This window comes from Bradyrhizobium sp. PMVTL-01, assembly GCF_051861855.1.
Taxonomy (GTDB): domain Bacteria; phylum Pseudomonadota; class Alphaproteobacteria; order Rhizobiales; family Xanthobacteraceae; genus Bradyrhizobium.
Genome location: NZ_CP193982.1, coordinates 657304 through 682675, shown reverse-complemented (window position 1 = coordinate 682675; position 25372 = coordinate 657304). Strand labels below are relative to the sequence as shown.

Sequence of the window (25372 nt, the reverse complement as noted above, 5' to 3'; positions counted from 1 at the left end):
ATCGCGGCCCAGCGGAAACAGGCGTTCGGGTCCTACGCGGCGCGGATCGCGTCCAGGAATTTTCCGACCTCGGTCTTGAGACGGGTGCTCTCGCCGGACAGCGATCTGGCCGCCGCGAGCACGTTGGCGGAGGCCGATCCGGTCTGGCTCGCGCCGTGCTGCACGTCGACGATGCTGACGGAGACCTGCTGGGTACCGCGCGCCGCCTGCTGCACGTTGCGGGAAATCTCGCGCGTCGCCGCGCCCTGCTCCTCGACGGCCGAGGCGATCGCGGATGCGATCTCGGACATGCGGGTGATGGTGTCGCCGATCGCCTTGATGGCGCCGACGGAATCTTCCGTCGCCGCCTGGATCTCCGAGATCTGCTGGCTGATTTCGCCCGTGGCCTTGGCGGTCTGCTCGGCCAGCGCCTTGACCTCGGAGGCGACGACGGCGAAGCCGCGTCCGGCCTCGCCGGCCCGCGCCGCCTCGATGGTGGCGTTCAGCGCCAGAAGATTGGTCTGGCCCGCAATCTGGCTGATGAGCTCGACGACGTCGCCGATCCGCCCCGCGGCCTTGGCGAGCTCGCCGACATGATCGTTGGTCCGCTCGGCCTGTTGCACGGCTTCGCCGGCGACGCGCGCGGAATCCTGGACCTGCCGGCCGATCTCGTTGACCGACGAGGCCATTTCCTCCGCCGCCGCCGCAACGGTCTGCACGTTGGCGGAGGCCTGTTCGGAGGCGGCCGCGACGGTCGCAGTGACCTGCTCGGACTGCTCGGCCGTGCTGGTCAGCGTCCCCGCCGACACTTCGAGCTCCGCGGAGGCCGACGCGACGGTGTTGATGACGTCGCCGATCATGGCCTCGAAGTCGCGCGCGATCTGGTCCATGCGCTGGCTGCGCTCGAGCTTCGCCTCGGCCTCGACCGCGGCCGCCTCGTCGGCGGCCTTCTGGGCGAGCAGCGAAGCCTTGAAGTGCTGGAGCGAGCCGACGACCTCGCCGATCTCGTCATTGCGACCCGTCGCGGGGATCTCGACCTCATGCCGACCGGCGGCGAGCGTCCCGATCACCTCGGCGAGCCGGCTGAGCGGCGTCACCACGCGGCTGCGCAGCATCATCGTCACGCCGACGAGCGTGCCGAGCAGCGCCAGCACCGCGACGCCCGCAAGCGCGAGCATCGCCAATGCACCGTCGCGCGCAGCCGTGGCGCGCTCGGCGGCTTCCGCCAGCGCGGCGTCCCGCACGCCGTAGAACATCTGGATGGCCGGCACGATCACGCTCGCCAGCTCGTCGGCGTTGACGCCGTACTTGCCGTCGCCCCTCGCCGCCGGCATCTCCTTGTCCACGACTAGCGCGGCTTTTCCAAAATAGGATTCGGTCGCCACCTTCTGCGCCGCGGCGATGCGGGGCGGGCTTCCAAGCTGGTCGATGCCGGCCTCGATGCGTTCGCGATCGGCTTCGACACGTCCCTGCATGCGATCCATCAGCGAGATCTCGGCCGCCGTAAGCGGCCGGCGCGCGCTCAGCGCCGGCGACAGCGTGGCGGCGCGGCTGCCGGCCGAGACGCGCAGATCCTGCGCCGTCCGTGCCAGGCTCAGTAGCGCCGCAAGCGAGGAATCGGCGTTGACGACCTGTCCTTCGAGCCGATTCATGATCGGCTCGATGTTGCCGATGACCTCGGCAATCCCGGGCAGGAAGCCCTTGATCACGGCATTGTCGCGCTGCGCCAGGGGAACGCTCATCGCGCGATCTGCGGCCGTGGTGACCTCCTTGAGCCGCCGCGCGTTTCGGTCGAGCTTTTCGATCATTGGTCCGGCGTCATCCAGCGCCAGGAAACTGGGCCTTGCCCGCTCGAATGCCGCATCGGCCGCCTTTGCAGCCTTGGCGGCAGCGTCGATCTGGGCCTGCGTCGCAGCACCTTCCTGGAAGATCGGTCCGATGTAGGGGGCACGAAGGCTGGCGACCTGCTGGCTGATCATCAAGGTCGCGCCAAAGGCGTCGACCGTCCTGATCGCGTCGGAACGGTTCGCGAAGATGCGCGTCTGGGGTATGAGCACCTCGGCGCCGAGGATGACTGCAAACACCGTCACCGTCAGCATCGACAGCGCGAAAAGCTTCCCGATCCGCATCCTCAGTCCCCCCAAGTGCATTTACAAATGCGGAGAATCTAGTTGGCGGCCACTAAGAGCCCGTTAAGCACGTGCCCGTAGTTCCGCGGGTGTCACGTCGTCGCAAACCGCAGGGAACACCGCCCACCTCGCGGTTCCCTCGCGGCAACGGATGCGACAGAAGCGCCAGCAATTCCGCACCGAGTACCTATATCAATGCGTGTGCCGGCAGCCGCCTGCCATACTTACTTACCTCGGAACATCAATGCTCTCCGTCGAACTCGTCATCGTCGTCGTCCTGATCGTCATCAACGGCCTCTTGTCCATGTCGGAGCTGGCCGTGGTCTCGTCCCGTCCGGCCCGCTTGTCGCTGCTCGCCGCCAAGGGCGTGCGCGGCGCCGAGCGGGCGCTGACGCTGGCGTCCGATCCCGGAAAATTCCTCTCCACGGTGCAGATCGGCATCACGCTGGTCGGCGTGCTCTCGGGCGCCTTTTCCGGCGCGACGCTCGGGCAGCGGCTGACGCAATGGCTGATCGAGCTCGGCCTGTCCTCCGGCATCGCCGACATCGTCGGCGTCGGCCTCGTCGTCACGCTCATCACCTACGCCACCCTGATCGTCGGCGAGCTGGTGCCGAAGCAGGTGGCGCTGCGCGATCCCGAAAGCATTGCGGTCAGGGTCGCACCCGCGATGCACCTGCTCGCGAAGATATCGCTGCCGCTCGTGTTCCTGCTCGACGTCTCTGGCAAGCTGATCCTCACGCTGCTCGGCCGCGGCGGCAAGGCCGAGGAGAAGGTCTCGGAGGACGAGATCCATCACCTCGTCAGCGAAGCCGAGAGCGCGGGCGTGCTCGAGCCGGGCGAGAAGGAGATGATCGCCGGCGTGATGCGGCTCGGCGACCGGCCGGTCGGCGCCGTCATGACGCCGCGCACCGAGGTCGACGAGATCGATTTGAACGACCCACCGGAGGCCATTCAGGAGATCATCAAAAAGAGCCCGCATTCGCGCTTTCCGGCGTCCGACGGTGATCGCGACAAGCCCGTCGGCGTGCTCCAGGCCAAGGACCTGCTGGTCGCCTACATGAACGAACGCACCCCCGACCTGCGAGCGCTGGTCCGCGAAGCGCCGAGCATTCCGGCGTCAGCGGATGCCCGCGATGTGCTCACGATCCTGAAGGCCGCTCCGGTTCATGTCGGCTTCGTCTACGACGAGTACGGCGCCTTCGAAGGCGTGGTCACCGCGGCCGACATTCTGGAGTCCATCGTCGGCGCGTTCCATTCCGAGGAAGGCCCGCCGGAGCCGGCTTACGTCAAGCGTGCGGATGAATCGCTGCTGGTGGCCGGCTGGATGCCGGTCGACGAATTCGGCGAGCTGCTCGGCATCGAGCTGCCGCCGCATCGCTTCAACACGGTGGCAGGCCTCGTGCTGCAGCAATTCAACGTGCTGCCCAATGTCGGCGACGCCTTCGACCTCGGCGGCTGGCATATCGAGGTGGTCGATCTCGACGGCAGGCGGATCGACAAGATCCTGGCGAGTCGGCGAGATGAGCAGGCGGCGGCGTGAGGTGAGCGCTCGTTGAAGTAGCGCATGCTGCTGCGCCAATCTCCACTCGTCGTCTCGGCGGGCTCATAGCGCCGGCTGGAACGTGTCCGCCCGTGCCATCCGCCAGGCGCCGGCGAACCGCGGGTCTTCGGTGCCTTCGAGCAGCTCGCCGGGGCGCAGCGCCGGATAGAGCTGTGCGAAGGACTTGACCTGGGTCGTCGACGTCCGCTGGTTGAAATGGATCGGACGGAGCTGCTGCGGATGCTCGAGGCCGGCCGCGGCGATCAGCTCGGTCAGCGAGTGCAGCGTGGCATGGTGATAGTTGGCCACGCGGTCGATCTTGAGCGGCACGTAGAGCGCGCGCGCACGGGTCGGGTCCTGCGTCGCGACGCCGGTCGGGCAGCGGTCGGTGTGGCAGCTCAGCGACTGGATGCAGCCGAGCGAGAACATGAAGCCGCGCGCTGAATTGCACCAGTCGGCGCCGATCGCCATCGCGCGCGCCATGTCGAAGGCGGTGGCGATCTTGCCGGAGGCGCCGATCTTGATGCGGTCGCGCGCATTGATGCCGACCAGCGCGTTGTGAACGAAATTGACACCCTCGCGCATCGGCATGCCGAGATGGTCCATGAACTCCAGCGGCGCCGCGCCGGTGCCGCCCTCATTGCCGTCGACGACGATGAAGTCGGGATAGATGCCGGTCTCCAGCATCGCCTTGCAGATCGCCAGAAATTCCCAGGAATGGCCGATGCACAGCTTGAAGCCGGCCGGCTTGCCGCCGGACAGACGGCGCATCTCCGCGATGAACTGCATCATTCCCACAGGCGTCGAGAACGCCCGGTGCGAGGCGGGCGAGATGCAGTCCTCGCCCATGGCGACGCCACGGATTTTTGAGATCTCCTCCGAGACCTTCGCCGCCGGCAGCACACCGCCATGGCCGGGCTTGGCGCCCTGGCTGATCTTGAGCTCGACCATCTTGATCTGGTCCTGGCCGGCGACGCGCGCGAACGCTTCGGGGTCGAAGGAGCCGTCGAGATGGCGGCAGCCGAAATAGCCGGAGCCGATCTCCCAGATGATGTCGCCGCCCATCTCTGCGTGATAGGGGCTGAAGCCGCCCTCGCCGGTGTCGTGCGCGAAGCCGCCCTTTTTCGCGCCGGCGTTCAGTGCCCGCACCGCGTTCGGGCTGAGCGCGCCAAAGCTCATCGCGGAGACGTTGAACACCGAGGCCGAGTAGGGCTTCTTGCAGTCGGGGCCGCCGATGGTGATGCGGAATTTCTCCTCGGCATGCGCCTTCGGCGAGACCGAGTGATGCATCCACTCATAGCCTTCGCGGTAGACGTCCTCCTGGGTGCCGAACGGACGCTTGTCGAGCTCCATCTTGGCGCGCTGATAGACCAACGACCGGGTGTCGCGCGAGAACGGCATGCCGTCCTTCTCGCTCTCGAAGAAATACTGCCGCATCTCGGGGCGTATCTCTTCGAGGACAAAGCGGATATGCGCCGAGATCGGATAATTGCGCAGCACCGCGTGGCTCTTTTGCAGGAGGTCGCGGACGCCGAGCAGCGTGAGGGCGCCGAAGATCAGGATCGGGATCAGCAGGATGTCCGAGATCTTGCGGTCGGCGATGCCGATGCCGATCAGGAGCGCAGTGACGACCGCGCAGATCGTCAGCACGATAAAGCGCGGCGAGAACGGCAGCAGCAGGGTCTCCATGACCCCCTCCTCCGCCAGTGCCAGACGTTTGGGCGATTCCTGCTTGTTGTCGTCGGCCACGATCCCATCCTCTCGCCGGCATGAGGCGGTACGATACGCCCGCCCCTGTCATACGGATATGACGCGGCCCTTGTTTCAGGCTAGCGAAATGAGCTGGCGCAGATCAATCCGCCGGGAGGTCGGATTGTTGCGCTGCAGCAGAAAGGGGATTCGGAGGCCAGCACGCTTTGCCCACCGCCCCTAAACGGGGTTGTGCGAAGACTGACAGCCTTCGCCAAACCTGACTCGGTGGGTATGGGTCCTGGATTTCCAGGACGACACCGAAATAACAAGCCGCCGCACTTACCGCTCGACGAAGGCCTTCTCGATCACGAAATGACCGGGCTTGTTGCCGCTGCCTTCGATGAAGTCACGGCTCTCGAACATCGCCTTGAGCTCTTCCAGCATCGCCGGGCTGCCGCACATCATGATGCGGTCGGTCGCGATGTCGAGGGGCGACTGCCCGATGTCGTCGAAGATCTGCTCGGAGTTGATGAGGTCGGTGATGCGGCCGCGGTTCTTGAAGGGCTCGCGGGTCACGGTCGGGTAGTAGATGAGCTTGTCGGCGAGCAGCTCGCCGAACAGCTCGTCCTCGCGCAGGGTCGCGACCAGCTTCTCGCCATAGGCGAGCTCGGAGACCTGGCGGCAGCCATGCACCAGCACGATGAACTCGAACTGGTCGTAGACGTCGGGGTCCTTGATCAGGCTGGCGAAGGGCGCAAGGCCGGTGCCGGTCGAGAGCAGCATCAGCCGCTTGCCGGGAAGCAGGTTGTCGGTAATCAGCGTGCCGGTCGCCTTGCGGCCGACCAGGATGGTGTCGCCTTCCTTGATCTTCTGCAGACGCGAGGTGAGCGGGCCGTCCTGCACCTTGATCGAGAAGAACTCGAGCTCTTCCTCGTGGTTGGCGCTCGCCATGCTGTAGGCGCGCAGCAGCGGACGGCCGTCGACCTCGAGGCCGATCATGGCGAACTGGCCGTTCTGGAAACGAAAGCCGGTATCGCGCGTGGCGCGGAAGCTGAACAGCGTGTCGGTCCAGTGGTGGACGGAAAGAACCTTCTCTCGGTAAAACGCGCTCATGATTTTCGATATTCCGAATATTTGCGGTTTTAGGGCAAAAGCGTTGCCCGGCCCTGAAATCGGGGCGGTCACCACTGCCATGGCGGAGGATTTCGCGTGCGTGATCTACGCCATTCAGACCAATAATCAACCTCGTTTCGGATGCAATCGATGCCGATCAAACCGGCATTTGCGGCAGAGCTGGGCACATCGTTAATGAACCTGCTGCCGGGGGCGCGCGAAGGGCAATTTCTTTTCCCTCCAGGCCTCGACTGCAGCAGTTAATTTCAGCCGCGCTCGCGAGAATTTCATTAAGAATAGCTCTGATTTTCACCCGGCATGGCGCCGATTCCCGCATTTTTGCGGCTTTTGGCGCCAGAACGACTGACAAGAACGATTGACACAAGCGACCGACAGATGGCTGGCAGCGAGCGGATCTTCGTCCAGGCGATCAGGCGCTATTGCGCCCGTCATGGCATCGCGGTCGATGTCCGCCCCGGTGGCTGGCTGATAGCGATGCACCGGGATCAGACGCGCCGCTTCGCCTTCGGCTACGACATCGGCCTCAACAGCGCGATCGCGCACCGTCTCGCCAACGACAAATCGGCAACCGCCGAGGCGCTGACGCTACAAGGCCTGCCCTGCATTCCTCATCACCTCTTCCTCAACCCGAGGCTGGGCGTGCAAGTCGCCGGCCCTGGCTGGCGTGAAGCGATGCTGGCGCTGCATGCGCAGAATCCGCAAGGCGTGGTGGTCAAGCCGAACGAGGGCACGTCGGGCCGCGCGGTGTTCAAGGTGATGACGGAGGCGGAACTCGACCACGCGGTCGGCGAGGTCTTCGCGATGAGCGCAGGGCTCGTGATCTCGCCCTATGTCGCGATCGAGGAAGAGGTCCGCGTGGTGCTGCTCGATGACGTGCCCCTGGTCGTCTACAGCAAGCAGCGCGGCTCGGACTGGCGGCACAATCTCGATGCCGGCGCAAAGCCGGTGCTGATGGAGGACGGCGAGGTCCGCGCGGCTTGCGTGAAGCTCGCGATCGATGCTGCGCGCGCCATCGGCATCGTGTTCGCTTCGATCGACGTGGTCCGTGTCGACGGCTCCTGGCGCGTGCTGGAGATCAACTCCGGCGTAATGATGGAAGCGCTGGCGAAGCTGCATCCGGGGCTGGTGCAGGCGGCGTATGACGCGGCGTTGGATCGCGTGTTTGATAAAAATTAGCCGCAAACGCGCTGCACCCTCTCCCCTCGTGGGAGAGGGTGGCTCACCACGTAGCGGTGAGACGGGTGAAGGGTCTCTCTCCTTAGGTTTAACGCGTGGATAGAGACCCCTCATCCGGCGCTTCGCGCCACCTTCTCCCACACGGGGAGAAGGGAGGTAAGCGCTAATTATTCGCGCTGGCGGAATCGTCCATGGCCTTGAAGGCTTCCTCCAGCTGCAGCGAGATCGGCACGTTGAGCCGCTCGCCGGTCGGTAGCCGCGACACGAACCATTTGTTGTAGAGCGGGACGAGGTCGCGGTTGGAGCCCAGCTTGCGGAAGGCGCGCTCGACCACCGCGGAGAGCTGCGGCTCCCCTTTCTTGAACATGATGCCGTAGGGATCGTACGACAGATAGTCGCCGGTGACGCGGAACTTGTCCTGCGCCTTGTGGCGCGCAATCAGGCCGAACAGCAGGATGTCGTCGGTCGCGAACGCATCGGCCTTGCCGTCGACGAGCGTCTGGTAGGACTGCTCGTGGTCCGGCGAGGTGACGATGTTGAGGCCGAGCGAGAACTTCTTGTCGGCCGCCTGGATCGCCTGCTCGTTGGTGGTGCCTTTCGTCACCACGATGGTCTTGCCCTTAAGATCGGTCAGCGACTGGACGTTCGACGCCTTCGGCACCATCAGCTTGGTGCCGGCGACGAACATCAGCGGCGAGAAGGCGACGCGCTTGCCACGCTCGGCATTTGCCGTGGTCGAGCCGCATTCCAGGTCGATCTTGCTCTGGAGCACGGCGTCGATGCGGTCGTCCGAGGTGACCTTGACGTAGTCGATTCTGAGATTGGGATCGTCGACCTCGACGCCGATTTCCTCGACGATGGCCTCGCACAATTCGAGGCTGTAGCCGATCGGACGACCCGACTGGTCGAGGAAGGAGAACGGCGGCGAGCTCTCGCGATAGCCCAGCCGCACGGTATGCGCCTTCTTGATCGCCGACAGCGTCGGGCTAAGCCCTTCGCTGCCGCCGGTTTGCGCCAAGGCCCCGGTCGCCAGCAGACACGCTGCCAGCAACAGGCTGCCCGATATCGCCAATGAGCGGCGCATGATGCACCCTCCGTCAATGGCCGGCCATCGCAGGCAATTCGCCAGGCACCATGTCCGGGGTCGCCACCTCGCCCGGTCCGAGCTCGTGCTCCGGCCCGAGCTCGCCTTCCCATTTCGCGACCACCGCGGTCGCCAGCGAGTTGCCGATCACGTTGGTGGCGCTGCGTCCCATGTCGAGGAAGGTGTCGATGCCCATGATCATCAACAGGCCCGCCTCGGGAATACCGAACTGCGACAGCGTCGAGGCGATCACGACGAGGGAGGCGCGCGGCACGCCGGCGACGCCCTTCGAGGTGATCATCAGGGTCGCGAGCATCGCCAGCTGCGTCGCGAGCGACATCTCGATGTGGTAGGTCTGTGCGATGAAGATGCTGGCGAAGGTGCAGTACATCATCGTGCCGTCGAGGTTGAAGGAGTAGCCGAGCGGCAGCACGAAGCTCGAGATCCGCGACGAGGCGCCGAACTTGGTCAAGCCTTCCAGCGTCTTCGGATAGGCCGCCTCCGAGCTCGCGGTCGAGAACGCGATCATCAGCGGCTCGCGGATCAGCTTCAAGAGGTGGCTGTAGCGCGGCCCGATCACCATGAAGCCGACGATCATCAGGATGACCCACAGGATCCCGAGCGCGAGATAGAAACCGCCCATGAAGACGACGAGCTTCCACAGCACGCCGAGGCCGTTCTTGGCGACGGTGGCGGTGATGGCGGCCCACACCGCGAGCGGCGCGAACAGCATCACATAGCTCGTCACCTTGAGCATGATGTGGGCGACGTCGTCGATCATCGCCAGGATCGGCTTCGACCGCTCGGGCATCGAGCCCATTGCCACCGAGAAGAACACGGCGAAGATCACGATCTGGAGGATCTCGTTCTGTGCCATCGCATCCGCGATCGAGGTCGGGATCAGATGGGTCAGGAATTTCTCGATCGAGAAGGCCGAGACGGGCAAGCCGGTCGATTGTCCCGCCTGCGGCAGCGTGCCGGGGAAGTTCGCGCCCGGCTGGAGCAGGTTGACCATGACGAGGCCGAGCAGCAGCGAGACGAAGGAGGCGCTGACGAACCAGCCCATGGTCTTGGCGAAGATGCGCCCGAGCCGCGCACCACTTCCCATATGGGCGATGCCGCCGACCAGGGTCGCGAACACCAACGGCGCGATGATCATCTTGATCAGGCGCAGGAACATCATGGCGATCAGGTTGATGGAGGAGGCCCACTCGGCTCGGGTGTCGGGCAGGAAGTTGAAGATCGCCGCCCCCATGACGATGCCCAGCACCATCGCGGCCAAGATGTATTGCGTAAACCTGTTCGACATCGAAAGACCCCCACTACACCGGCCGCTTCATGATGTCGCAGATATGAGGATGACGCAACACGCTTGGCGGGCGATCGCGTTGGCCGGATGTTCCCGTTGTGAAATGACCCTTCACGATCTAGCCTTCATGCAGCGCACAACGAATGCGGCCTGCACGCTTTCTTTGCGACGGCTGCACCAATAATCGTCAAGCGAATGAAGAGGGAAACGCCATGAGCGGCAACACCAATCGCCAGATCCTGCTGGTGGAAAAGCCCAGCGGCAAGCTCGGTCCCGAACATTTCGAGATGATCGACGGCGCGATGCCGGAGCCGAAGGACGGCGAGGCTTTGCTGCGCGTGCGATACATCTCGCTCGACGCGGCCAACCGCGCCTGGATGCACGGCGCGACGTATCGTTCGGCCGTCGAGGCCAACAGCGTGATGGCCGGCGGCGCCATCGCCGAGGTCGTCAGCTCAAAGGCCGAGGGGCTTGCACCCGGTGACATCGTGTTCGGCGACACCGGCTGGCAGGAGTTTGCCGCGGTGCCGGCGAAGCATCTGACCAGGATGCCGAAGCTCGAGCCGATGACGCATCTGCTCAGCGTGTTCGGCATCGCCGGCCTCACCGCCTATTTCGGCCTGCTGGAGGTCGGCAAGCCCAAGGAGGGCGAGACGGTCGTGGTCTCGGCGGCCGCGGGATCGGTCGGCTCGATCGTCGGACAGATCGCCAAGATCAAGGGGTGCCGTGTCATCGGCATCGCCGGCGGCACTGATAAGTGCCACTGGCTGACCTCCGAGCTCGGCTTCGATGCCGCCGTCGACTACAAGGACGGCGCCGTGTTCAGGGCGCTTCGCGCGGCAGCGCCCAAGGGCATCGACGTCTATTTCGACAATGTCGGCGGCGACATTCTGGAAGCCTGCCTGCCGCAAATGAACAATTACGGTCGCATCGCCTGCTGCGGCGCGATCTCGCAATATGATGGCGCGCCCGCCGCACACGGCCCGCGCGGCGTGCCCGGGCTGATCGTGGTGAAGCGGTTGGTGATGCAGGGCTTCATCGTGATGGACTACATGAAGGACAGCCAGCGCGCGCTCGCCGATCTCCAGGCCTGGGTGAAATCCGGCAAACTGAAGGTGCAGGAGGACATCATCGATGGCCTCGAGAACACACCGAAAGCGCTGATCGGACTGCTCGCAGGCGAGAACCGCGGCAAGCGCATGGTGAAGCTTACGACATAGTTACCCACGGTCGCCCGGACACTATCTACTTGCGGTAGAGGCCAAAGGCGCCAAAGATGCGGCTCGCGAAGCATTACTCGCGACGATTGCGTTTGCATACCTTTTGAAGATTGTCGGCGGACCGACCCGCAGGGATTCATTCAAATGTTCAACATGTTGAAACTTGCATCGACGCGCACCGCGTTGCTTGCCGCAACTCTCTTCGCAACTGCAACAGACGCGGTCGCGCAGGCGCCGACCGAGGCCCAGAAGAGTGCGATCCGCTCCGCATGCCGCTCGGACTTCATCGCGCATTGCGCGAGCGTGACGCCCGGCGGCGTCGAGGCGTATCAATGCCTCGCCAAGAACATGTCCAGCCTGTCATCGGGATGCCAGTCCGCGGTTCGCGCGGTCGAGCCGGCGGCCGCGCCGAAGACCGAAGCGGCGCCCGCCAAATCCGAGCCTGCCAAATCCGAGCCTGCCAAATCCGAGCCTGCAAAGGCGGAAGCTGCGCCCGCCGCCGAGCCCGCGGCCAAACCGGCAGCGGCAGCCGCCCCGAAAGCGGCAGCACCAAAGCAGCCGAGCAGCGCGCAGGTCTCCGCGATCAAGAGCGCCTGCCGCGGCGACTATCCCAAGGTTTGCGCCGGCGTGCCGCCGGGCGGCGCACCCGCGCTCGAATGTCTGGAGAAGAACAAAGAGAAGGTGTCGGCGGGCTGCGCCAAGGCCGTGAATGCGGCATTCGGCGGCGGTGCCCCGGCGGCCGCGCCTACTTCTGGTGCCGCACCGGCCGCAGCGGCAGCGCCCGCCGCGGCATCGGCCGTCATCGTGCTGCGCCCATTGCGGCCTCGCGAAGAATTGTTCATCGTCCGGTCGGCCTGCGGCGCCGACATCCGTACGCTGTGCGCCGGCCTCGCGCCCGGCGGCGGCCGCATCATCCAGTGCATCTCCAACAACGCCGCCTCGCTGTCGCCGGCGTGCAAGGACGTGCTCGCCCCGTTCGCTGCCCGGTGAGGCGAGGCACGATGCCGTGCCAAAGCGCGCGGCCATAACGAAGTCATCGCGCGAATGAATTTTCGTGCGGACCTTCGAGGCCACCGACGCCGACGCGGTGGTGTGCACGCGCGGCGTCTATCGCGCCGGTTGCGCCGGGCCGAACGCGGACGTCGTCGTCCGCAAGCCGGTTCCGGTGGTCCTACCAGGGTGCTGGGTGAACGGCGTCTACGTGAAGCGCTGCGTCTGACCCCGGGTGGCCAATGCGGCGCGGTTTGGCTATGGTTCGTGCCCGAGGATTTTGGACACGCGCAAAGCGCGGGTCCGAAAGCGAGTTTCGGCGTGCCGGCCTTGTCGATAATTCCTCTGGCGCCGGACGTCGGAGCACATTAGTCTACCCCTAGATAGTAAGTATACTGTCAATTAGGGAGGCAGACGTTGCGGATCGCCGTGATTGGCGGGGGGCCCGGCGGGCTCTACTTCGCCTATCTCTGGAAGAAGCGTCACGCCGAGGATCAAGTCGACCTGTTCGAACAGAACCCGGCCGACGCGACTTGGGGCTTTGGCGTCGTGTTCTCCGATCAGGCCCTGGAGTTCCTGCGCGCCGACGACCCCGAGACGGTCGACGCGATCGCGCCTCATATGGAGAGCTGGGAGAACATCACGCTGAACCTGCATGGCGACAGCGTCGCCATCGACGGAGTGGGCTTCTCCTCGATCGGGCGGCTCGAGCTCCTGAAGTTCCTGCAGCAGCGCGCGCTCGGTGCCGGCGTCACCCCGCGTTTCGACACGCCGATTCACGCGATCGACCAGCTCAATGGCCACGATCTGATCGTTGCCGCCGACGGGCTGAACTCGCTGGTGCGCCGCGCTTATGAGGGCGATTTCGGCACCTCGCTGTCCTACTCCTCCAACAAATTCGTCTGGTACGGCACGTCGAAGCGATTCGACACGCTGTCGCAGACCTTCGTGAAGACCGATCGCGGCGTCTTCAACGCCCATCACTACCGTTATTCGCCGACGATGAGCACCTTCCTGGTCGAATGCGACCACGCGACCTGGCAGGCCTATGGCTTCGCCTACAAGGACGTCGAGCAATCCAAGGGCGTCTGCGAGGAGGTGTTTGCCGACACGCTGGGCGGCCATTGCCTCGTCTCCAACAAATCGGTCTGGCGCAATTTCCCCTGGGTCTGGAACGAGCACTGGTCGTTCAAGAACATGGTGCTGCTCGGCGACGCCCTGCACTCGGCGCATTTCTCGATCGGCTCCGGTACGCGCCTTGCGATCGAGGACGCGATCGCGCTGGTCAAGGCGCTTGAATCCGATGCGCATCTGGCCACCGCGCTGCAGCGCTACCAGGCAGAGCGCAAGCCGGTGGTGCAGAAGCTGGTCAACGCGGCCCGCACCAGCGCTTTCTGGTACGAGCACTTCGCCCAGCACATGCAGCTCGACCTGATGGATTTCGCCTACAGCTACATCACGCGCTCCGGGCGCATCGACGATGCACGCCTGCGCCACATGTCGCCGGTCTTCATGGCGCGCTACGAGGCCGCCAAGAATGGCACAGGCGACGGCGGGGATGCGGCCGGCGAGGTTACGGCATGAGCAACGAGATTCGGGACCAGGTGCCCGCCGACAGCCCGGGCGCGCGCGAGATCGGCTTTGCCGTTCCGCAAGTCTATAACGCCAGCCGCGTGCTGTTCGACAATCTGGCACAGGGCCGCAGCGACAAGCTCGCGTTGATCGGGCCGGCGGGCACGCGGACCTATGCCGAGCTGTGCGCGGAGGCCTGCCGCTGGGGCAACGGCTTCGCCTCGCTCGGCCTGACGCGCGGCGACCGCGTGCTGCTGTTCCTCGACGACACGACGGCCTATCCCGCCGCCTTCTTCGGCGCGGTGCGCGCCGGCTTCGTGCCGCTGCTGATCAACACGCTGACGCCACCGGACCTGCTGCAATTCTATCTCGTCGATTCCGGTGCTGCCGTTGCGGTCGCCGATGCCGAGTTCTGCGCGCGCTTCAATGCCGAGGCGTGCAAGGACACGAAGCTGCAGACGCTGATCGTCGTCAATGGCGCGGTCGGCGAGCATGCCTCGCCTGCCGCGATCGCGGCGGCGAGCTGGCTCGCGCAATTCCCGACCGAGCTCGCCGAAGCTGCCACCGATCGCAACGAGATGGCGTTCTGGATGTATTCCTCCGGCTCCACCGGCCGGCCCAAGGGCATCGTGCATCTCCAGCACGACATGGCCTATAGCGAGCTCGCCTTCGCGCAGAATGTGCTGAAGCTGACGTCCGACGACATCTGCTTCTCGGTGCCAAAGATCTTCTTCGCCTACGGTTTTGGCAATTCCGTCACCTTCCCGTTCTCGGCGGGCGCGGCGACGCTGCTGCTGCCGGGCCAGCCGAAACCGGCGGCGATCTTCGCGGCGATCGAGCAGTACAGGCCGACGGTCTTCTTCGGCCTGCCGACGCTCTATACCTCACTGACCAAGGCCGAGGGGGCAGAGAAGACGAATTTCTCGTCGCTGCGCATGGCGCTCTCCGCCGCGGAAGTGCTCTCGGCAGAGGTCTTCAACGGCTGGAAGACGCTCACGGGGCTCGAGATCGTCGAAGGTCTCGGCTCGACCGAGGTGCTGCACATCTATCTCTCCAACCGCCCCGAGCAGAAGAAGCTCGGGGCCGCGGGCTTGCGCGTACCCGGCTACGAGGTCGCGCTGCGCGACAAGGACGGGCGCGACGTCGGCGACAACGAGGAGGGCATTTTGTGGGTGCGCGGCGATTCCAACACGCCGCTGTACTGGAACCGGCCGGACAAATCCGCGGAGACGATCCGCGAGGGCGGCTGGATCTATACCGGCGACCGCTTCATCCGCGATGCCGACGGCTTCCACTTCTTCCGCGGTCGCGCCGATGATCTCATCAAGATCTCCGGCCAGTGGGTCTACCCGCTCGAGGTCGAGCTCTGCCTCGCCGACCACCCCGACATCCGCGAATGCGCGGTGTTCGCAGCCGAGCTGCCGGATCGCCGGATGACGCTGAAGGCGGTGGTGGTGATGAACAACCGCGCGGTGGACCAGAGCGAGGCTGCGCGGAAGCTGCAGGATTACGTGAAGGGCAAGCTGCTGCCCTACAAATATCCGCGCGAGGTGATCTTCATCGACGAGTTGCCGAAGACGGGGACGGGGAAGATCGACCGGCAGGCGTTGTTGCGGATGTGAAGCGGTAGTGCCGCCACACACGCAGTGTCGTCCCGGCGCAGCCTCACATCCCTCACCCGCCCTTGCCCAGATGCTCCAGCGCGTCCTCCGCCCGCAGCGGCACGCGCGAGGCCTCGTTGTTGAGGTCGACGAGCTGCGTCATCAGCGCCATCAGCGTCTTGCGGTCCGCCGGCTTCAGCGGCTCCAGCATGCGCGCCTGGGCGCGCTCGACGGCGGGGATGATCTCGCGCAGGATCGCGGCGCCTGATTTCGTCAGATAGAGCAGCTTGATCCGCTTGTCCTCGGGCGCGGGCTTGCGCTCGATATAGTCCTTGGCCTGCAGCCGCTCGATCACGCTGCCGAGCGTGGAGCGGTCGAAAGCGATCACCGCCGACAGTCGCGTCGCGTCGATACCGGGATGGGTGTGGATCGCGATCAGCGCGGCATATTGCACCGGCGTGAGATCGAACGCCTTGCACTCCTCCATGAAGATCGACACCGCGATCTGCTGCATGCGTCGGAACAGATAGCCCGGCGCGGCATAGACCGCGTCGATCGTGATCGGAGCAGAAGGCTTACTCGGCATCGGGCTGCTTCTCCGGCGCGGCATTGGCGAAGACGGGCAGCGCCGTGGCGGCGGCCTCGGCCTTCAGCAGGCGCGGATAGGCCGAGACATCGACGCCGAAGCGGCGCGCATTGGCAAGCTGCGGCACCAGGCAGAGATCGGCGAGCGTCGGCGCATCGCCGAAGCAGAACGGGCCCTTCTCGCCCTTGATCAGCGTCTCGCAGGCCGACAGGCCCTCGCGATTGACCCAGGCGGCCCAGTCCTGCACCTTGTCCTCGGGCAGGCCGAGCTCACGCAGCCGCGCCAGCACCTTCAAATTCTGCACCGGATGGGTGTCGCAGGCGATCGCCAGCGCGAACGCGCGTACCTTGGCGCGGCGCAGCGGCTCCTTGGGCAACAGCGGCGGATTCGGATGGGTCTCATCGAGCCATTCGATGATGGCGACCGATTGGGTCAGCACCGCACCCGCATCGTCCTCCAGCGCCGGCACCAGGCCCTGCGGATTGATGGCAAGATAAGCGGGCGCGCATTGCTCGCCCTTGCGCAAATGATGCGGCAAGTGCTCGGCGCCGAGGCCCTTGAGGTTCAGCGCGATCCGCACGCGATAGGCGGCGCTGGAGCGGAAATAGCCGTGCAGCTTCATCGGAACCCTCCCGGTTTTCTCGTTGCAGCAGCCGAAGCCGCCATTGACGCTACAAAGATTGTCAGTATGCTGTCAATCTCAGCGAGAGACGACGGGAGCCGCGCCATGGAAGCCGTGACCAAGACGCCGGAACGCGAGGCGTTTTACAGGAAGATCGACGGCGAAAATCTCACCGCGCTATGGACGGTGATGAGCGATTTGATCACGCCGGAGCCGAGGAGCCCCTGCCGGCCGCATCTCTGGAAGTTCGACGTCATCCGCGATTACATGACCGAGGCCGGCAAGCTCATCACCGCCAAGGAAGCCGAGCGGCGCGTGCTTGTGCTTGAGAACCCGGGCCTGCGCGGCCAGTCCAGGATCACGACCTCGCTCTATGCCGGCGTGCAGATGGTGGTGCCTGGCGACGTCGCGCCCGCCCATCGCCACAGCCAGTCGGCGCTGCGCTTCGTGCTCGAAGGCAAGGGCGCCCACACCGCGGTGGACGGCGAGCGCACCGCGATGGAGCCCGGCGATTTCATCATCACACCGTCGATGACCTGGCACGATCATTCCAACGAGACCGATGAGCCGATGTTCTGGCTCGACGGGCTCGATATCCCGCTGGTGCGGTTCTTCGACTGCTCCTTCGCGGAAGGCTCGAAGGAAGACCAGCAGAAGATCACCAAGCCTGCCGGCGACAGCTTCGCCCGCTACGGCCATAATCTGCTGCCGGTGGACGTGAAGCGAAGCTCGAAGACCTCGCCGATCTTCAGCTATCCCTATGCCTACACCCGCGAGGCGCTGGAGAAGGCCAGGACGCGCCAGGAGTGGGACGCCTGTCACGGGCTGAAGCTGAAATTCAGCAACCCCGAGACCGGCGATTTCGCCATGCCGACCATCGGCACCTTCATCCAGCTGCTGCCGAAGGGTTTCAAGACCGCGTGCTATCGTTCGACCGATGCCACCGTGTTCTGCCCGATCGAGGGCCGCGGCCGCAGCCGCATCGGCGACGCGGTGTTCGAATGGGCCCCGCGCGATCTGTTCGTGGTGCCGAGCTGGCACTGGGTGACGCACGAGGCGGACGAGGACGCCGTGCTTTTCAGCTTCTCGGATCGGCCGGTGCAGCAGAAGCTGGATCTGTTCCGGGAGGATCGCGGGAACGCGTGAAGCCGACGTGCCGGCCACATCGTCGTTGCCAGCGCAGCGAAGCAATCCAGACTGTCACCGCGGAGGGATTCTGGATTGCTTCGCCGCGCTCGCAATGACGGGAGTATGCTTCACCGCCAGTGCAGCAACCGCGTCTCCAGCCAGCCGATCACCCTCCCCACCGCGAGGCCGAACACCGACAGGATCACCACGCCCGCGAGCAGCTGATCGGTCTGCATCAGATTGCCGGCCTGGAGCACGAAGGCGCCGATGCCGTATTGCGCGCCGATCATCTCGGCGCTGACGACGAGCAAAAGCGCGACGGAAGCGGTGATGCGGAAGCCGGCGAGGATCGCGGGCAGCGCGCCCGGCCAGATCACCTTGCGCACGATGGTGGCGAAGGGAACGTTGAAGCTCTGCGCCATGCGGATCAGGTTGCGCGGCACCGCATCGACACCGCTATAGACCGAGATCGCAGTCGAGAAGAACACGCCCAAGGCAATGGTCGCGATCTTCGGCTCTTCGCCGATGCCGAGCCAGAGGATGAGCAGCGGCAGCAGCGCGATTTTCGGGATCGGGAACAGCGCCGAGATGAAGGTGATGCCGACGCTGCGCGCCAGCCGCGACAGGCCGATGGCGAAGCCGACGGCGACCCCGGCCACGGTGCCGAGCAGCCAGCCGACGCCGATGCGCAAGACCGAAGCGGACAGATGCTGCCACAGCGCGCCCGACACCGCGAGCCGGTAGATCGCGCGCGCGATCGCCGACGGCGCCGGCAGGAACAGCGGATTGACGAGGCCGGTGCTTCCGGCGGCCTGCCAGATCGCGATGACGAGGGCGAGCGCGATCCAGCCGCCGAAACGGCTCGAGGCGGGCACGAACCCGGCGCCGCGGAAGCGGACGCGCCGGGTTACCTCGTCCTTCGGAGCCACATCGCTCGCGGCGCGATCAAGCATGCTGGACCTCGCGCTCGGCATCGATCGCCTCGTTGCGGATCAGCGACCAGATCTGGTTCTGCAGCGCGAGCAGCTTTTCGCGCGCGGCGGCTTCACCGCGCGCCGCGCGCGTCGTCGGCACGGTGACGACCTCGCGGATACGCCCCGGCCGCCGCGACAGCACCACGATGCGGTCGGCAAGCCGCGCAGCCTCTTCGAGGTTGTGGGTGACGTAGACCGCGCCCATGCCGCCATCGGCGAGCAGGCGAACGAAATCCTCCATCAGGAGCTCGCGTGTCTGCGAATCCAGCGCCGAGAGCGGCTCGTCCATCAGCAGGATCGCAGGCTTCGCAGCCAGCGCGCGCGAAATGCCGACGCGCTGGCGCATGCCGCCGGAGAGCTGTTTTGGGTAGGTCTGGCGAAAATCGGTCAGCCCGGTACGACGCAAGGCGTCCTCGACCAGCGCGCGGCGCTGCGCGGCCGAAAGCTGGGTGTGCAGCAGCGGGAATTCGACGTTCTCCTCCACCGTCGCCCAGGGCAGCAGCGCAAAATCCTGGAACACGAAGGTGAGCGGGTTGAGACTGTCCGCCGGCGGCGCCCCGCGCAGCTCGGGCGCGCCCGACGTCGGCTGCAACAAGCCACCCAGTATGGACAGCAGCGTGCTCTTGCCGCAACCCGAGGGCCCCACGATCGCCACCACCTCGCCCGCGCCGACGGTGAAGGAGACGTCGTCGAGCACGGCGAGATCGCCAAAGCGATGGGTGATGTGGCTGGCGATCAGGTCCATGCGCGGTGCCCGCGTCCTTCACCCTTCCCCGGAGGGCAGGACGATCGCATATGGATTTCACCGGGATCGTCCGCGGGCTTGCTCCGCCTCTCCCGCTTGCGGGAGAGGCCGACGCGCTCGCAGAACGCGGCGGGTGAGGGCTCTCTCCCCGCTGGGATATCGTCCGCAACCCTGGGCAATCCCGCCGCGGAGACACCCCCACCCCAGCCCTCCCCCGCAAGCGGGAGAGGGAGCCTACCGCCGATGCCGCCACGTCGTGCGCGCCATATGCGATTGCCGTGCCCTCCAGGGGAGGGTGGCAGATCGCCCGTCGCGAGAGACAGCATCCTCAGCATCAATCCGCCTTGACATAATCGCTGGCGATGATCGCATCGGCGTCAAAGCCCTTGTCGGCAAAACCCTGCTCCTGCAGCCATTTGATCTGGTTGTCGACGTTCTTGACGTCGAGCTTGCCGTCGGGATCGATATAGGCGCAATTGCCGACCACCTGCTCGACCGGCAGATTGGTGTATTTTGCGATGATTTCCAGTAGCGGCTTTGTCTGCTCGTTGATCGGCGCGATGCCGTCCTTCATCGAAGCCAGGATCACGTCGTGATACTCGCGGTCGGCCTTTGCGAGCACGCCGAGGAATTTCGTCACCAACACCTTGTTGGTCAGCGTCTTCGGCGAGGCGAACACCGCGCCCAGTTGCCAGGGCGTTTCGTCGCCGACCCAGCCCAGAAACTTCGCGCCGCCCTCGTCCATCAGTTTTCGCGCGGTGGAGATGGGCAGTAACGCCGCATCGACGGTCTCGCCCTTCAGCGCGGCGGCTGCATTCGACAGCGATTGCAGCGGCACGATCTTCACGTCAGCAAGCTTGAAGCCGTATTTGTCGGCGAGCAGGCCGAGCGAATAGTGAAAGCTCGATCCGACCTGCGTCATCGCCACGCGCTTTCCCGCGAGATCCTTTGGCGTCTTCAGGCCGGCCGCATAGGCGTTGTTGCTGGCGAAATAGCCGATCAGGGGATAGCCTGCTTTCTCGCGGCTCATGCCGCCGATCACCTTCAGCGTGCCCTTGCCGGCGAGATTGTAGAGACCGGCGGTGAAGGCGGTGACGCCGAAATCGACGTCGCCCGAGGTGGTCGCGACCGCGATCGGCTGCGCCGCATCGAAGAACTTCAGCTCGACGTCGAGACCGGCCTCGTGAAAATAGCCCTTGTCCTGCGCGATGAAAACGGGCGCGGAGGACGACAGGCGAAGCACGCCCACCTTGACCTTCAGCGCGTCCTCGGCCCGCGCCGAGCCCATCGCCATGATCGCCAACAGGCCAGCAGCTGCGAGCCTTGCAATTCCGATCATCCCGTTTTCTCCGTCGTCTTCTTCAGCAGACCGTCACAGACCTTCCGGCACGGGCTGATCCCGCCCGATGAAGGCGCCCTGTTGTTTCAACGTTTCCTGCAATTTTTCAATGGGGATTTCGCGTGGAAGCCGGTTTCCGGAGAGCGCCAATGCGGCAGCGGAACCGGCTGCCTCGCCCATCACAAAACAGGCACCGGAGACCCGTGCCGCCGACTGGCCCTCATGGGTCATCGAGGCGCAGCGGCCAGCGACCAGGAGGTTGTCGACGCCCTCGGGCACCAGCATCCGGTAGGGCAGCTCGTTGTAGCCCCGGGATTCCGGGATCGGCGGGAAAGTGAAGACGACATCGCCGGGAACATGGGCCTCGATCGGCCAGCCGTTGACGCCGACCGAGTCCTCGAACGAGGCGCAGCCGAGCACGTCCTCGCCGCTGAGCTGGTAGCCGCCTTTGATGCGGCGGGTTTCGCGGATGCCGAGCTGCGGCGGCAGGTCGACGATGTAGGACTTCTCGAACCCGGGCACCGTGCGCAGGAATTCGAACGCCGCGAGCGCCTGCTTGCGGCCCTCGATCTCGCCGCGGGTGAGATCGTCGGGCTCGACGCCATTGATGGCGTGGCCATCCTCGCGCGCCACTTGCGTAAAGTTCACCCGCCACTCGATGCCGGACTTTTGCGGCCGCACGATCGCGCTCTTGCGCGGAAATGTGTGCGTGCCGGCCGCGAGCGCCTTTTCCATCAATTGCGGGATGGTGCGCCAGGCCTCGCCCGCTTTCTCCGGATCGATGCCGTTGAGACGCAGCATCATCGAGGGATAGAGCGGATGGCCGTTCTCGTCGCCGATTTCGAACGGCGCACCGGCCCACACGGCGAGATCGCCGTCGCCGGAGCAATCAATGAAGATCTCCGCGCGCACCGCCTGCCGACCGGCCTTGGTCTCGACCAGCAGCGCGTCGATGCGGCTGTTATCACCCATCACCACGCCGGCGCCGAGCGCATGGAAGAGGATGTGCACCTTGTGGCTCGCGAGCAGTTGATCGGCCGCGATCTTGTAGGCCGCGGTGTCGTAGGCCTGAGCGAAGACCTTGCCGAGGATCAGGTGCGGCGTGTTGAGGCCGTTCAGACGATCGATCCGTGCCAGCAGATCGGACGCCATGCCCTGCACCAGCCGGTGCGCCTTGCCGTAGACATTGCCGTGCAGGCCGCAGAAATTGGTGACGCCGGCGGCGGTGCCCATGCCGCCGAGGAAGCCGTAGCGCTCGATCAGCAGCGTCTTCCTCCCGGCGCGCGCGGCTGAGGCTGCCGCGACAATGCCAGCCGGACCGCCGCCGAGCACGACGACTTCATATTCGCCATAGAGCGGCACCTTCCGTGCCGGTTCTTCGATCGTCGTGGCCCGCATGGCGCGTCCCTTCCCAAAATTCCTTGCTTGCGAGCAAAGCGCAAGCCGGCACCCGTTACCGACGAGAGCAAGACGCTCGAATCGATGCGCCAGATGCGACAGGACGACGATGCCGTCCATCGCAGCATCAACAACATCTGCCGCGGCTGCTGAGCGCTAACCCTCAGCTCTTGCCGCGCCCCAATTCGCCGCCCGTTTCTCCGCGAACGAGGCCAGCCCTTCCGCGGCTTCCGTGCTCTGGCGCTTGAGCGAGTGCAGCTGCACGAGCCGCTTGTAGGCGGCGTCGTCCACCGCCATGCCGCCGAACGAGCTCTCCAGCGCGAGCTTCTTGGTCTCGGCCATCGCCTCCGGCCCGTTGGCGAGCAGCTGCTCGACCACCTTGGCTCCTGCGGCTTCGAGATCGGCGAGCGGCACCACGTCGTGGACGAGGCCGATGCGGCGGGCATCCTCGGCACCGAAGCGTTCGCCGGTGAGCGCGTAGCGCCGGACTTGCCGGACGCCAATGGCGTCGCAGAGCTGCGGGATGATGATCGCGGCGGTCAGGCCCCAGCGCACCTCGGTAATGGAGAACAGGGCATTATCCGCGGCGATCACGACGTCGCAGGCCGCGATCACGCCGGTGCCGCCACCGAAGCAGCCGCCCTGCACCAGGGCGACCGTCGGGATCGGCAAGGTGTTGAGGCGCTGCACGGCCTCAAAGGTCGCGCGCGAGGCCGCCTCGTTGGCCTCGGCCGATTGCGGCCGCACGCCGTTGATCCATTTGAGGTCGGCGCCGGCCTGGAAATGCTTGCCGTTGCCCCTGAGAACGACGAGCCGCAGGGCCGGCTTCTTGGAAAGGTCGTCCATGGCCGCCAGCACGCCTGATATCAGCGCGCCGTCATAGGCGTTGTTCACCTCCGGCCGGTTCAACGTGACGGTCGCAACCCCGCGTTCATCGAGGCTCCACAGCACAGGGTTGGCAGTCATCGGCGATCCCTCCGGTTGTTTGCCGCGCACTATGGCCGAGGCCGCGCGCCTTGATCCATATCTTTCCGGCGTAGGGCGGCCGCGTCCACCGCATGGCGGCTTGTGTCATGCTGGCGCGAGCGGCACTCACGGGATCAGGGACGGGATCAACATGCGCATCTGCATTTTCGGCGCGGGCGCCGTCGGCAGCCACATTGCGGTACGGCTGGCGCGCGCCGGCCATGAGGTCTCATGCGTGATGCGCGGCGCGCATCTCGAGGCGGTACGCGCGAACGGCCTCAAGCTGCGGGTCGGCGAGTCCGAGGTTTCCGCCAAGGTGAACGCATCGGGGGATCCGGCCCAGCTCGGCCCGCAGGACGTCGTGATCTCCACGCTGAAAGCGACCGCGCTGACCGGTCTGGTCTCCAGCATCAAGCCGCTGCTGCAAGACGACACCGCCATCGTGTTCGCGCAGAACGGCATTCCCTGGTGGTACGCGATCGGCCTGCCGCCGCGGCACCCGACGCCGCCGGACATTTCGTTCCTCGATCCAGGCGGTCGCCTGCGCGCCTGCATTCCGAAGGAGCGGATCATCGGCGGCGTCATCTTCTCATCCAACGAGGTGACCGCGCCCGGCGTCGTGCAGAACCTCACGCCCGACCGCAACCGCCTTTTGATCGGCGAATGCGACGACCGCAATTGCGAGCGGATCACCAAGCTCCGCAACGTCCTCAACGACGCCCGGCTGGAATCGCCGCCGGTGGCCGAGATCCGCGAGGCGATCTGGTCAAAGCTGCTGACCAACATGTCGCTGTCGGTGCTCTGCCTGCTCACCGGCCAGACCGCGCGCGGGGTGCGCGACGACCCCGCTTTCGCGGAAGTGATTCCGCGTATGCTGAATGAGGCGAACGACATCGCCCAGCATTTCATCCCCGAGGTCAAGCGCGTCACCCGCAGCGGCCCCGCCCCCAACCACAAGCCGTCGCTGCTGCAGGATTACGAGCTCGGCCGCGCCATTGAGATCGACGTGCTGGTGAAGGCACCGGCGGCCTTCGCGCGCACCGCCGGCCTGTGGACGCCGACACTCGACCTCATCGCAGCGCTGGCGATCCAGAAGGCGCGCGACAAGGGGCTTTATTCCGCCTGAGCCTCAGGTGATCGCGTCGGTCCAGGCTACCAGCGCGTCCAGCACCTCCCTGAGCGCCTCTTCATTCGTCCGACCGGACTTCTTCAGCACCGCAAACGAGTGATCCCCTCCCTCGACCTCATGCAGCGTTGCCTTCGCACCGAGCTTCTCGACGACAGGCCTGAGGCAGCTCAGATCGGCAAGCTCATCGCGAGTGCCTTGCAGGAACAGCATGGGGATCGCAATGCCGGCGAGGTGCTCGGCGCGCTCGGACGACGGCTTCTTGGCCGCATGCAGGGGAAAGCCGAGGAAGGCGAGCCCTTTGACGCCAGGCAGTGGCGCCTTGGACTGCGCCTGCGAGGTCATGCGTCCGCCAAATGATTTACCGCCGGCAATCAGCTTCACGCCGGGGCAGAGCCGCGCTGCCTCCGCGACCGCCGCGCGGATCGTCGCGTGCGCAACAGCCGGCTGGTCGGGACGTCCCTTCTTCGCCTCCATATAGGGGAAATTGAAACGGAACGTCGCAATGCCGCGATCCGCCAAGCCCGCCGCGGCCTTCTCCATGAAGGCATGCCGCATGTCCGCACCGGCCCCGTGCGCGAGGACGTAGCAGGCGCGCGAATGGGCCGGCTGCGTCAGGATCGCGGAGACCGTGCCGACGCGTTCGATATCGAGCTTGAGCTCTGTCGCCGTGGCAATCATGACGCGTTCAATCCTCGATCCAGACTTTTGTTTTGTGCGTTGTCTTCACGCGAGGTATCCACTTCGCTGGAAAACGCTCTAGCGGCGTACGCTGCTCGCCGGCCAAAGATAGGTCAGCACGTGATTGAGGAGCCGGCTTCGCTCTTCACTGAACCGAATTTATCTTCGAGGGCAAGCTTGGCAAAGCCGTGAACCACCAAGCGGCCGCGGCGGCGGTCTTCGCCTGCCTGGGCGTCCCTCCGACAAGCTCGGCGATGATGACCTCGAACTCGCGGCCTGCCGCCCTGCTCGCCTGCTTGCGACGCGGATCGTCCGCGACGAGGCGCTTGCTGGCAAACATCATCTGACGGGCGGCCGGGATGCTTCAGCGCGAATTCAACA

General features: G+C 65.4%; 22 protein-coding genes. 9 read left to right on the top strand and 13 right to left on the bottom strand.

The window, feature by feature from the left end:
* Positions 1–32: 32 nt before the first annotated feature.
* Positions 33–2108 (bottom strand): methyl-accepting chemotaxis protein, encoded by a 2076-nt coding sequence (locus tag ACRQ5Q_RS03190; RefSeq protein ID WP_439395988.1) that lies wholly within the window; start codon positions 2106–2108, stop codon positions 33–35.
* Positions 2109–2352: 244 nt separating this feature from the next.
* Here ACRQ5Q_RS03190 and ACRQ5Q_RS03185 point away from each other — a divergent pair, with 244 nt between their 5' ends.
* Positions 2353–3648 carry a hemolysin family protein gene (locus ACRQ5Q_RS03185; protein ID WP_439372720.1) on the top strand — a complete coding sequence of 432 codons (1296 nt, stop codon included), beginning with the start codon at positions 2353–2355 and terminating at the stop codon, positions 3646–3648.
* Between the two features lie 63 nt (positions 3649–3711).
* On the opposite strand, the gene ACRQ5Q_RS03180 is transcribed toward ACRQ5Q_RS03185, so the two are convergent.
* Positions 3712–5337, bottom strand: coding sequence for an FMN-binding glutamate synthase family protein (locus tag ACRQ5Q_RS03180; protein ID WP_439399968.1), 1626 nt, complete (start codon positions 5335–5337; stop codon positions 3712–3714).
* A gap of 342 nt (positions 5338–5679) precedes the next feature.
* Positions 5680–6453, bottom strand: coding sequence for a ferredoxin--NADP reductase (locus ACRQ5Q_RS03175; protein WP_439395986.1), 774 nt, complete (start codon positions 6451–6453; stop codon positions 5680–5682).
* 396 nt (positions 6454–6849) lie between these two features.
* Between ACRQ5Q_RS03175 and ACRQ5Q_RS03170 the strand changes: the two genes are divergently transcribed.
* The gene (locus ACRQ5Q_RS03170) at positions 6850–7650 is read left to right on the top strand and encodes an ATP-grasp domain-containing protein (RefSeq protein WP_439395984.1); all 801 of its coding nucleotides are present in this window, start codon (positions 6850–6852) and stop codon (positions 7648–7650) included.
* 163 nt (positions 7651–7813) lie between these two features.
* Here ACRQ5Q_RS03170 and ACRQ5Q_RS03165 read toward each other — a convergent pair whose 3' ends face one another.
* Positions 7814–8734, bottom strand: coding sequence for an amino acid ABC transporter substrate-binding protein (locus ACRQ5Q_RS03165; RefSeq protein WP_439372717.1), 921 nt, complete (start codon positions 8732–8734; stop codon positions 7814–7816).
* A gap of 13 nt (positions 8735–8747) precedes the next feature.
* Positions 8748–10043, bottom strand: a complete 1296-nt coding sequence (locus tag ACRQ5Q_RS03160) for a dicarboxylate/amino acid:cation symporter (protein ID WP_439372716.1) — start codon at positions 10041–10043, stop codon at positions 8748–8750.
* Positions 10044–10255: 212 nt separating this feature from the next.
* Here ACRQ5Q_RS03160 and ACRQ5Q_RS03155 point away from each other — a divergent pair, with 212 nt between their 5' ends.
* The 5 genes from ACRQ5Q_RS03155 to ACRQ5Q_RS03135 all read left to right on the top strand — a co-directional run bounded on the left by ACRQ5Q_RS03155 (position 10256) and on the right by ACRQ5Q_RS03135 (position 15447).
* Positions 10256–11263: an NADP-dependent oxidoreductase gene (locus tag ACRQ5Q_RS03155; RefSeq protein WP_439395982.1), complete on the top strand. Its 1008-nt coding sequence runs from the start codon at positions 10256–10258 to the stop codon at positions 11261–11263.
* Between the two features lie 144 nt (positions 11264–11407).
* Entirely contained in the window at positions 11408–12253 is an 846-nt protein-coding gene (locus ACRQ5Q_RS03150) for a cysteine rich repeat-containing protein (RefSeq protein WP_439395980.1), read from the top strand.
* A 64-nt stretch (positions 12254–12317) separates the two neighbouring features.
* Positions 12318–12482 carry a hypothetical protein gene (locus ACRQ5Q_RS03145; RefSeq protein WP_439395979.1) on the top strand — a complete coding sequence of 55 codons (165 nt, stop codon included), beginning with the start codon at positions 12318–12320 and terminating at the stop codon, positions 12480–12482.
* A 188-nt stretch (positions 12483–12670) separates the two neighbouring features.
* Entirely contained in the window at positions 12671–13837 is a 1167-nt protein-coding gene (locus ACRQ5Q_RS03140) for an FAD-dependent monooxygenase (RefSeq protein WP_439395977.1), read from the top strand.
* On the top strand, positions 13834–15447 hold the full coding sequence (locus ACRQ5Q_RS03135) for a benzoate-CoA ligase family protein (RefSeq protein ID WP_439395975.1): 1614 nt from the start codon (positions 13834–13836) through the stop codon (positions 15445–15447). The genes ACRQ5Q_RS03140 and ACRQ5Q_RS03135 overlap by 4 nt, the downstream gene beginning before the upstream one ends.
* Before the next feature lie 52 nt (positions 15448–15499).
* On the opposite strand, the gene ACRQ5Q_RS03130 is transcribed toward ACRQ5Q_RS03135, so the two are convergent.
* Entirely contained in the window at positions 15500–16012 is a 513-nt protein-coding gene (locus ACRQ5Q_RS03130) for a MarR family winged helix-turn-helix transcriptional regulator (RefSeq protein WP_439372711.1), read from the bottom strand.
* Entirely contained in the window at positions 16002–16634 is a 633-nt protein-coding gene (maiA, locus tag ACRQ5Q_RS03125) for a maleylacetoacetate isomerase (protein ID WP_439395973.1), read from the bottom strand. The genes ACRQ5Q_RS03130 and maiA overlap by 11 nt, the downstream gene beginning before the upstream one ends.
* Before the next feature lie 105 nt (positions 16635–16739).
* On the opposite strand from maiA, the gene gtdA reads away from it, so the two are divergent.
* Entirely contained in the window at positions 16740–17780 is a 1041-nt protein-coding gene (gene gtdA / locus ACRQ5Q_RS03120; protein ID WP_439395971.1) for a gentisate 1,2-dioxygenase, read from the top strand.
* A gap of 110 nt (positions 17781–17890) precedes the next feature.
* On the opposite strand, the gene ACRQ5Q_RS03115 is transcribed toward gtdA, so the two are convergent.
* The 5 genes from ACRQ5Q_RS03115 to ACRQ5Q_RS03095 all read right to left on the bottom strand — a co-directional run bounded on the left by ACRQ5Q_RS03115 (position 17891) and on the right by ACRQ5Q_RS03095 (position 23184).
* Positions 17891–18715 carry an ABC transporter permease gene (locus ACRQ5Q_RS03115; protein WP_439395969.1) on the bottom strand — a complete coding sequence of 275 codons (825 nt, stop codon included), beginning with the start codon at positions 18713–18715 and terminating at the stop codon, positions 17891–17893.
* Complete coding sequence (locus ACRQ5Q_RS03110) at positions 18708–19481, bottom strand: ABC transporter ATP-binding protein (RefSeq protein ID WP_439395967.1); 774 nt, start codon at positions 19479–19481, stop codon at positions 18708–18710. The genes ACRQ5Q_RS03115 and ACRQ5Q_RS03110 overlap by 8 nt, the downstream gene beginning before the upstream one ends.
* 334 nt (positions 19482–19815) lie before the next feature.
* Entirely contained in the window at positions 19816–20820 is a 1005-nt protein-coding gene (locus ACRQ5Q_RS03105) for an ABC transporter substrate-binding protein (protein ID WP_439372706.1), read from the bottom strand.
* 33 nt (positions 20821–20853) lie between these two features.
* Positions 20854–22218: an FAD-dependent oxidoreductase gene (locus ACRQ5Q_RS03100; protein WP_439395965.1), complete on the bottom strand. Its 1365-nt coding sequence runs from the start codon at positions 22216–22218 to the stop codon at positions 20854–20856.
* A gap of 156 nt (positions 22219–22374) precedes the next feature.
* A complete protein-coding gene (locus ACRQ5Q_RS03095) occupies positions 22375–23184 on the bottom strand; it encodes an enoyl-CoA hydratase-related protein (RefSeq protein WP_439395964.1) in 810 nt (269 codons plus the stop codon).
* A 151-nt stretch (positions 23185–23335) separates the two neighbouring features.
* Between ACRQ5Q_RS03095 and ACRQ5Q_RS03090 the strand changes: the two genes are divergently transcribed.
* A complete protein-coding gene (locus ACRQ5Q_RS03090) occupies positions 23336–24310 on the top strand; it encodes a ketopantoate reductase family protein (RefSeq protein WP_439395963.1) in 975 nt (324 codons plus the stop codon).
* 3 nt (positions 24311–24313) lie between these two features.
* Here ACRQ5Q_RS03090 and ACRQ5Q_RS03085 read toward each other — a convergent pair whose 3' ends face one another.
* Positions 24314–24991, bottom strand: coding sequence for an alpha/beta hydrolase family protein (locus ACRQ5Q_RS03085; protein WP_439395961.1), 678 nt, complete (start codon positions 24989–24991; stop codon positions 24314–24316).
* Between the last annotated feature and the right edge of the window lie 381 nt (positions 24992–25372).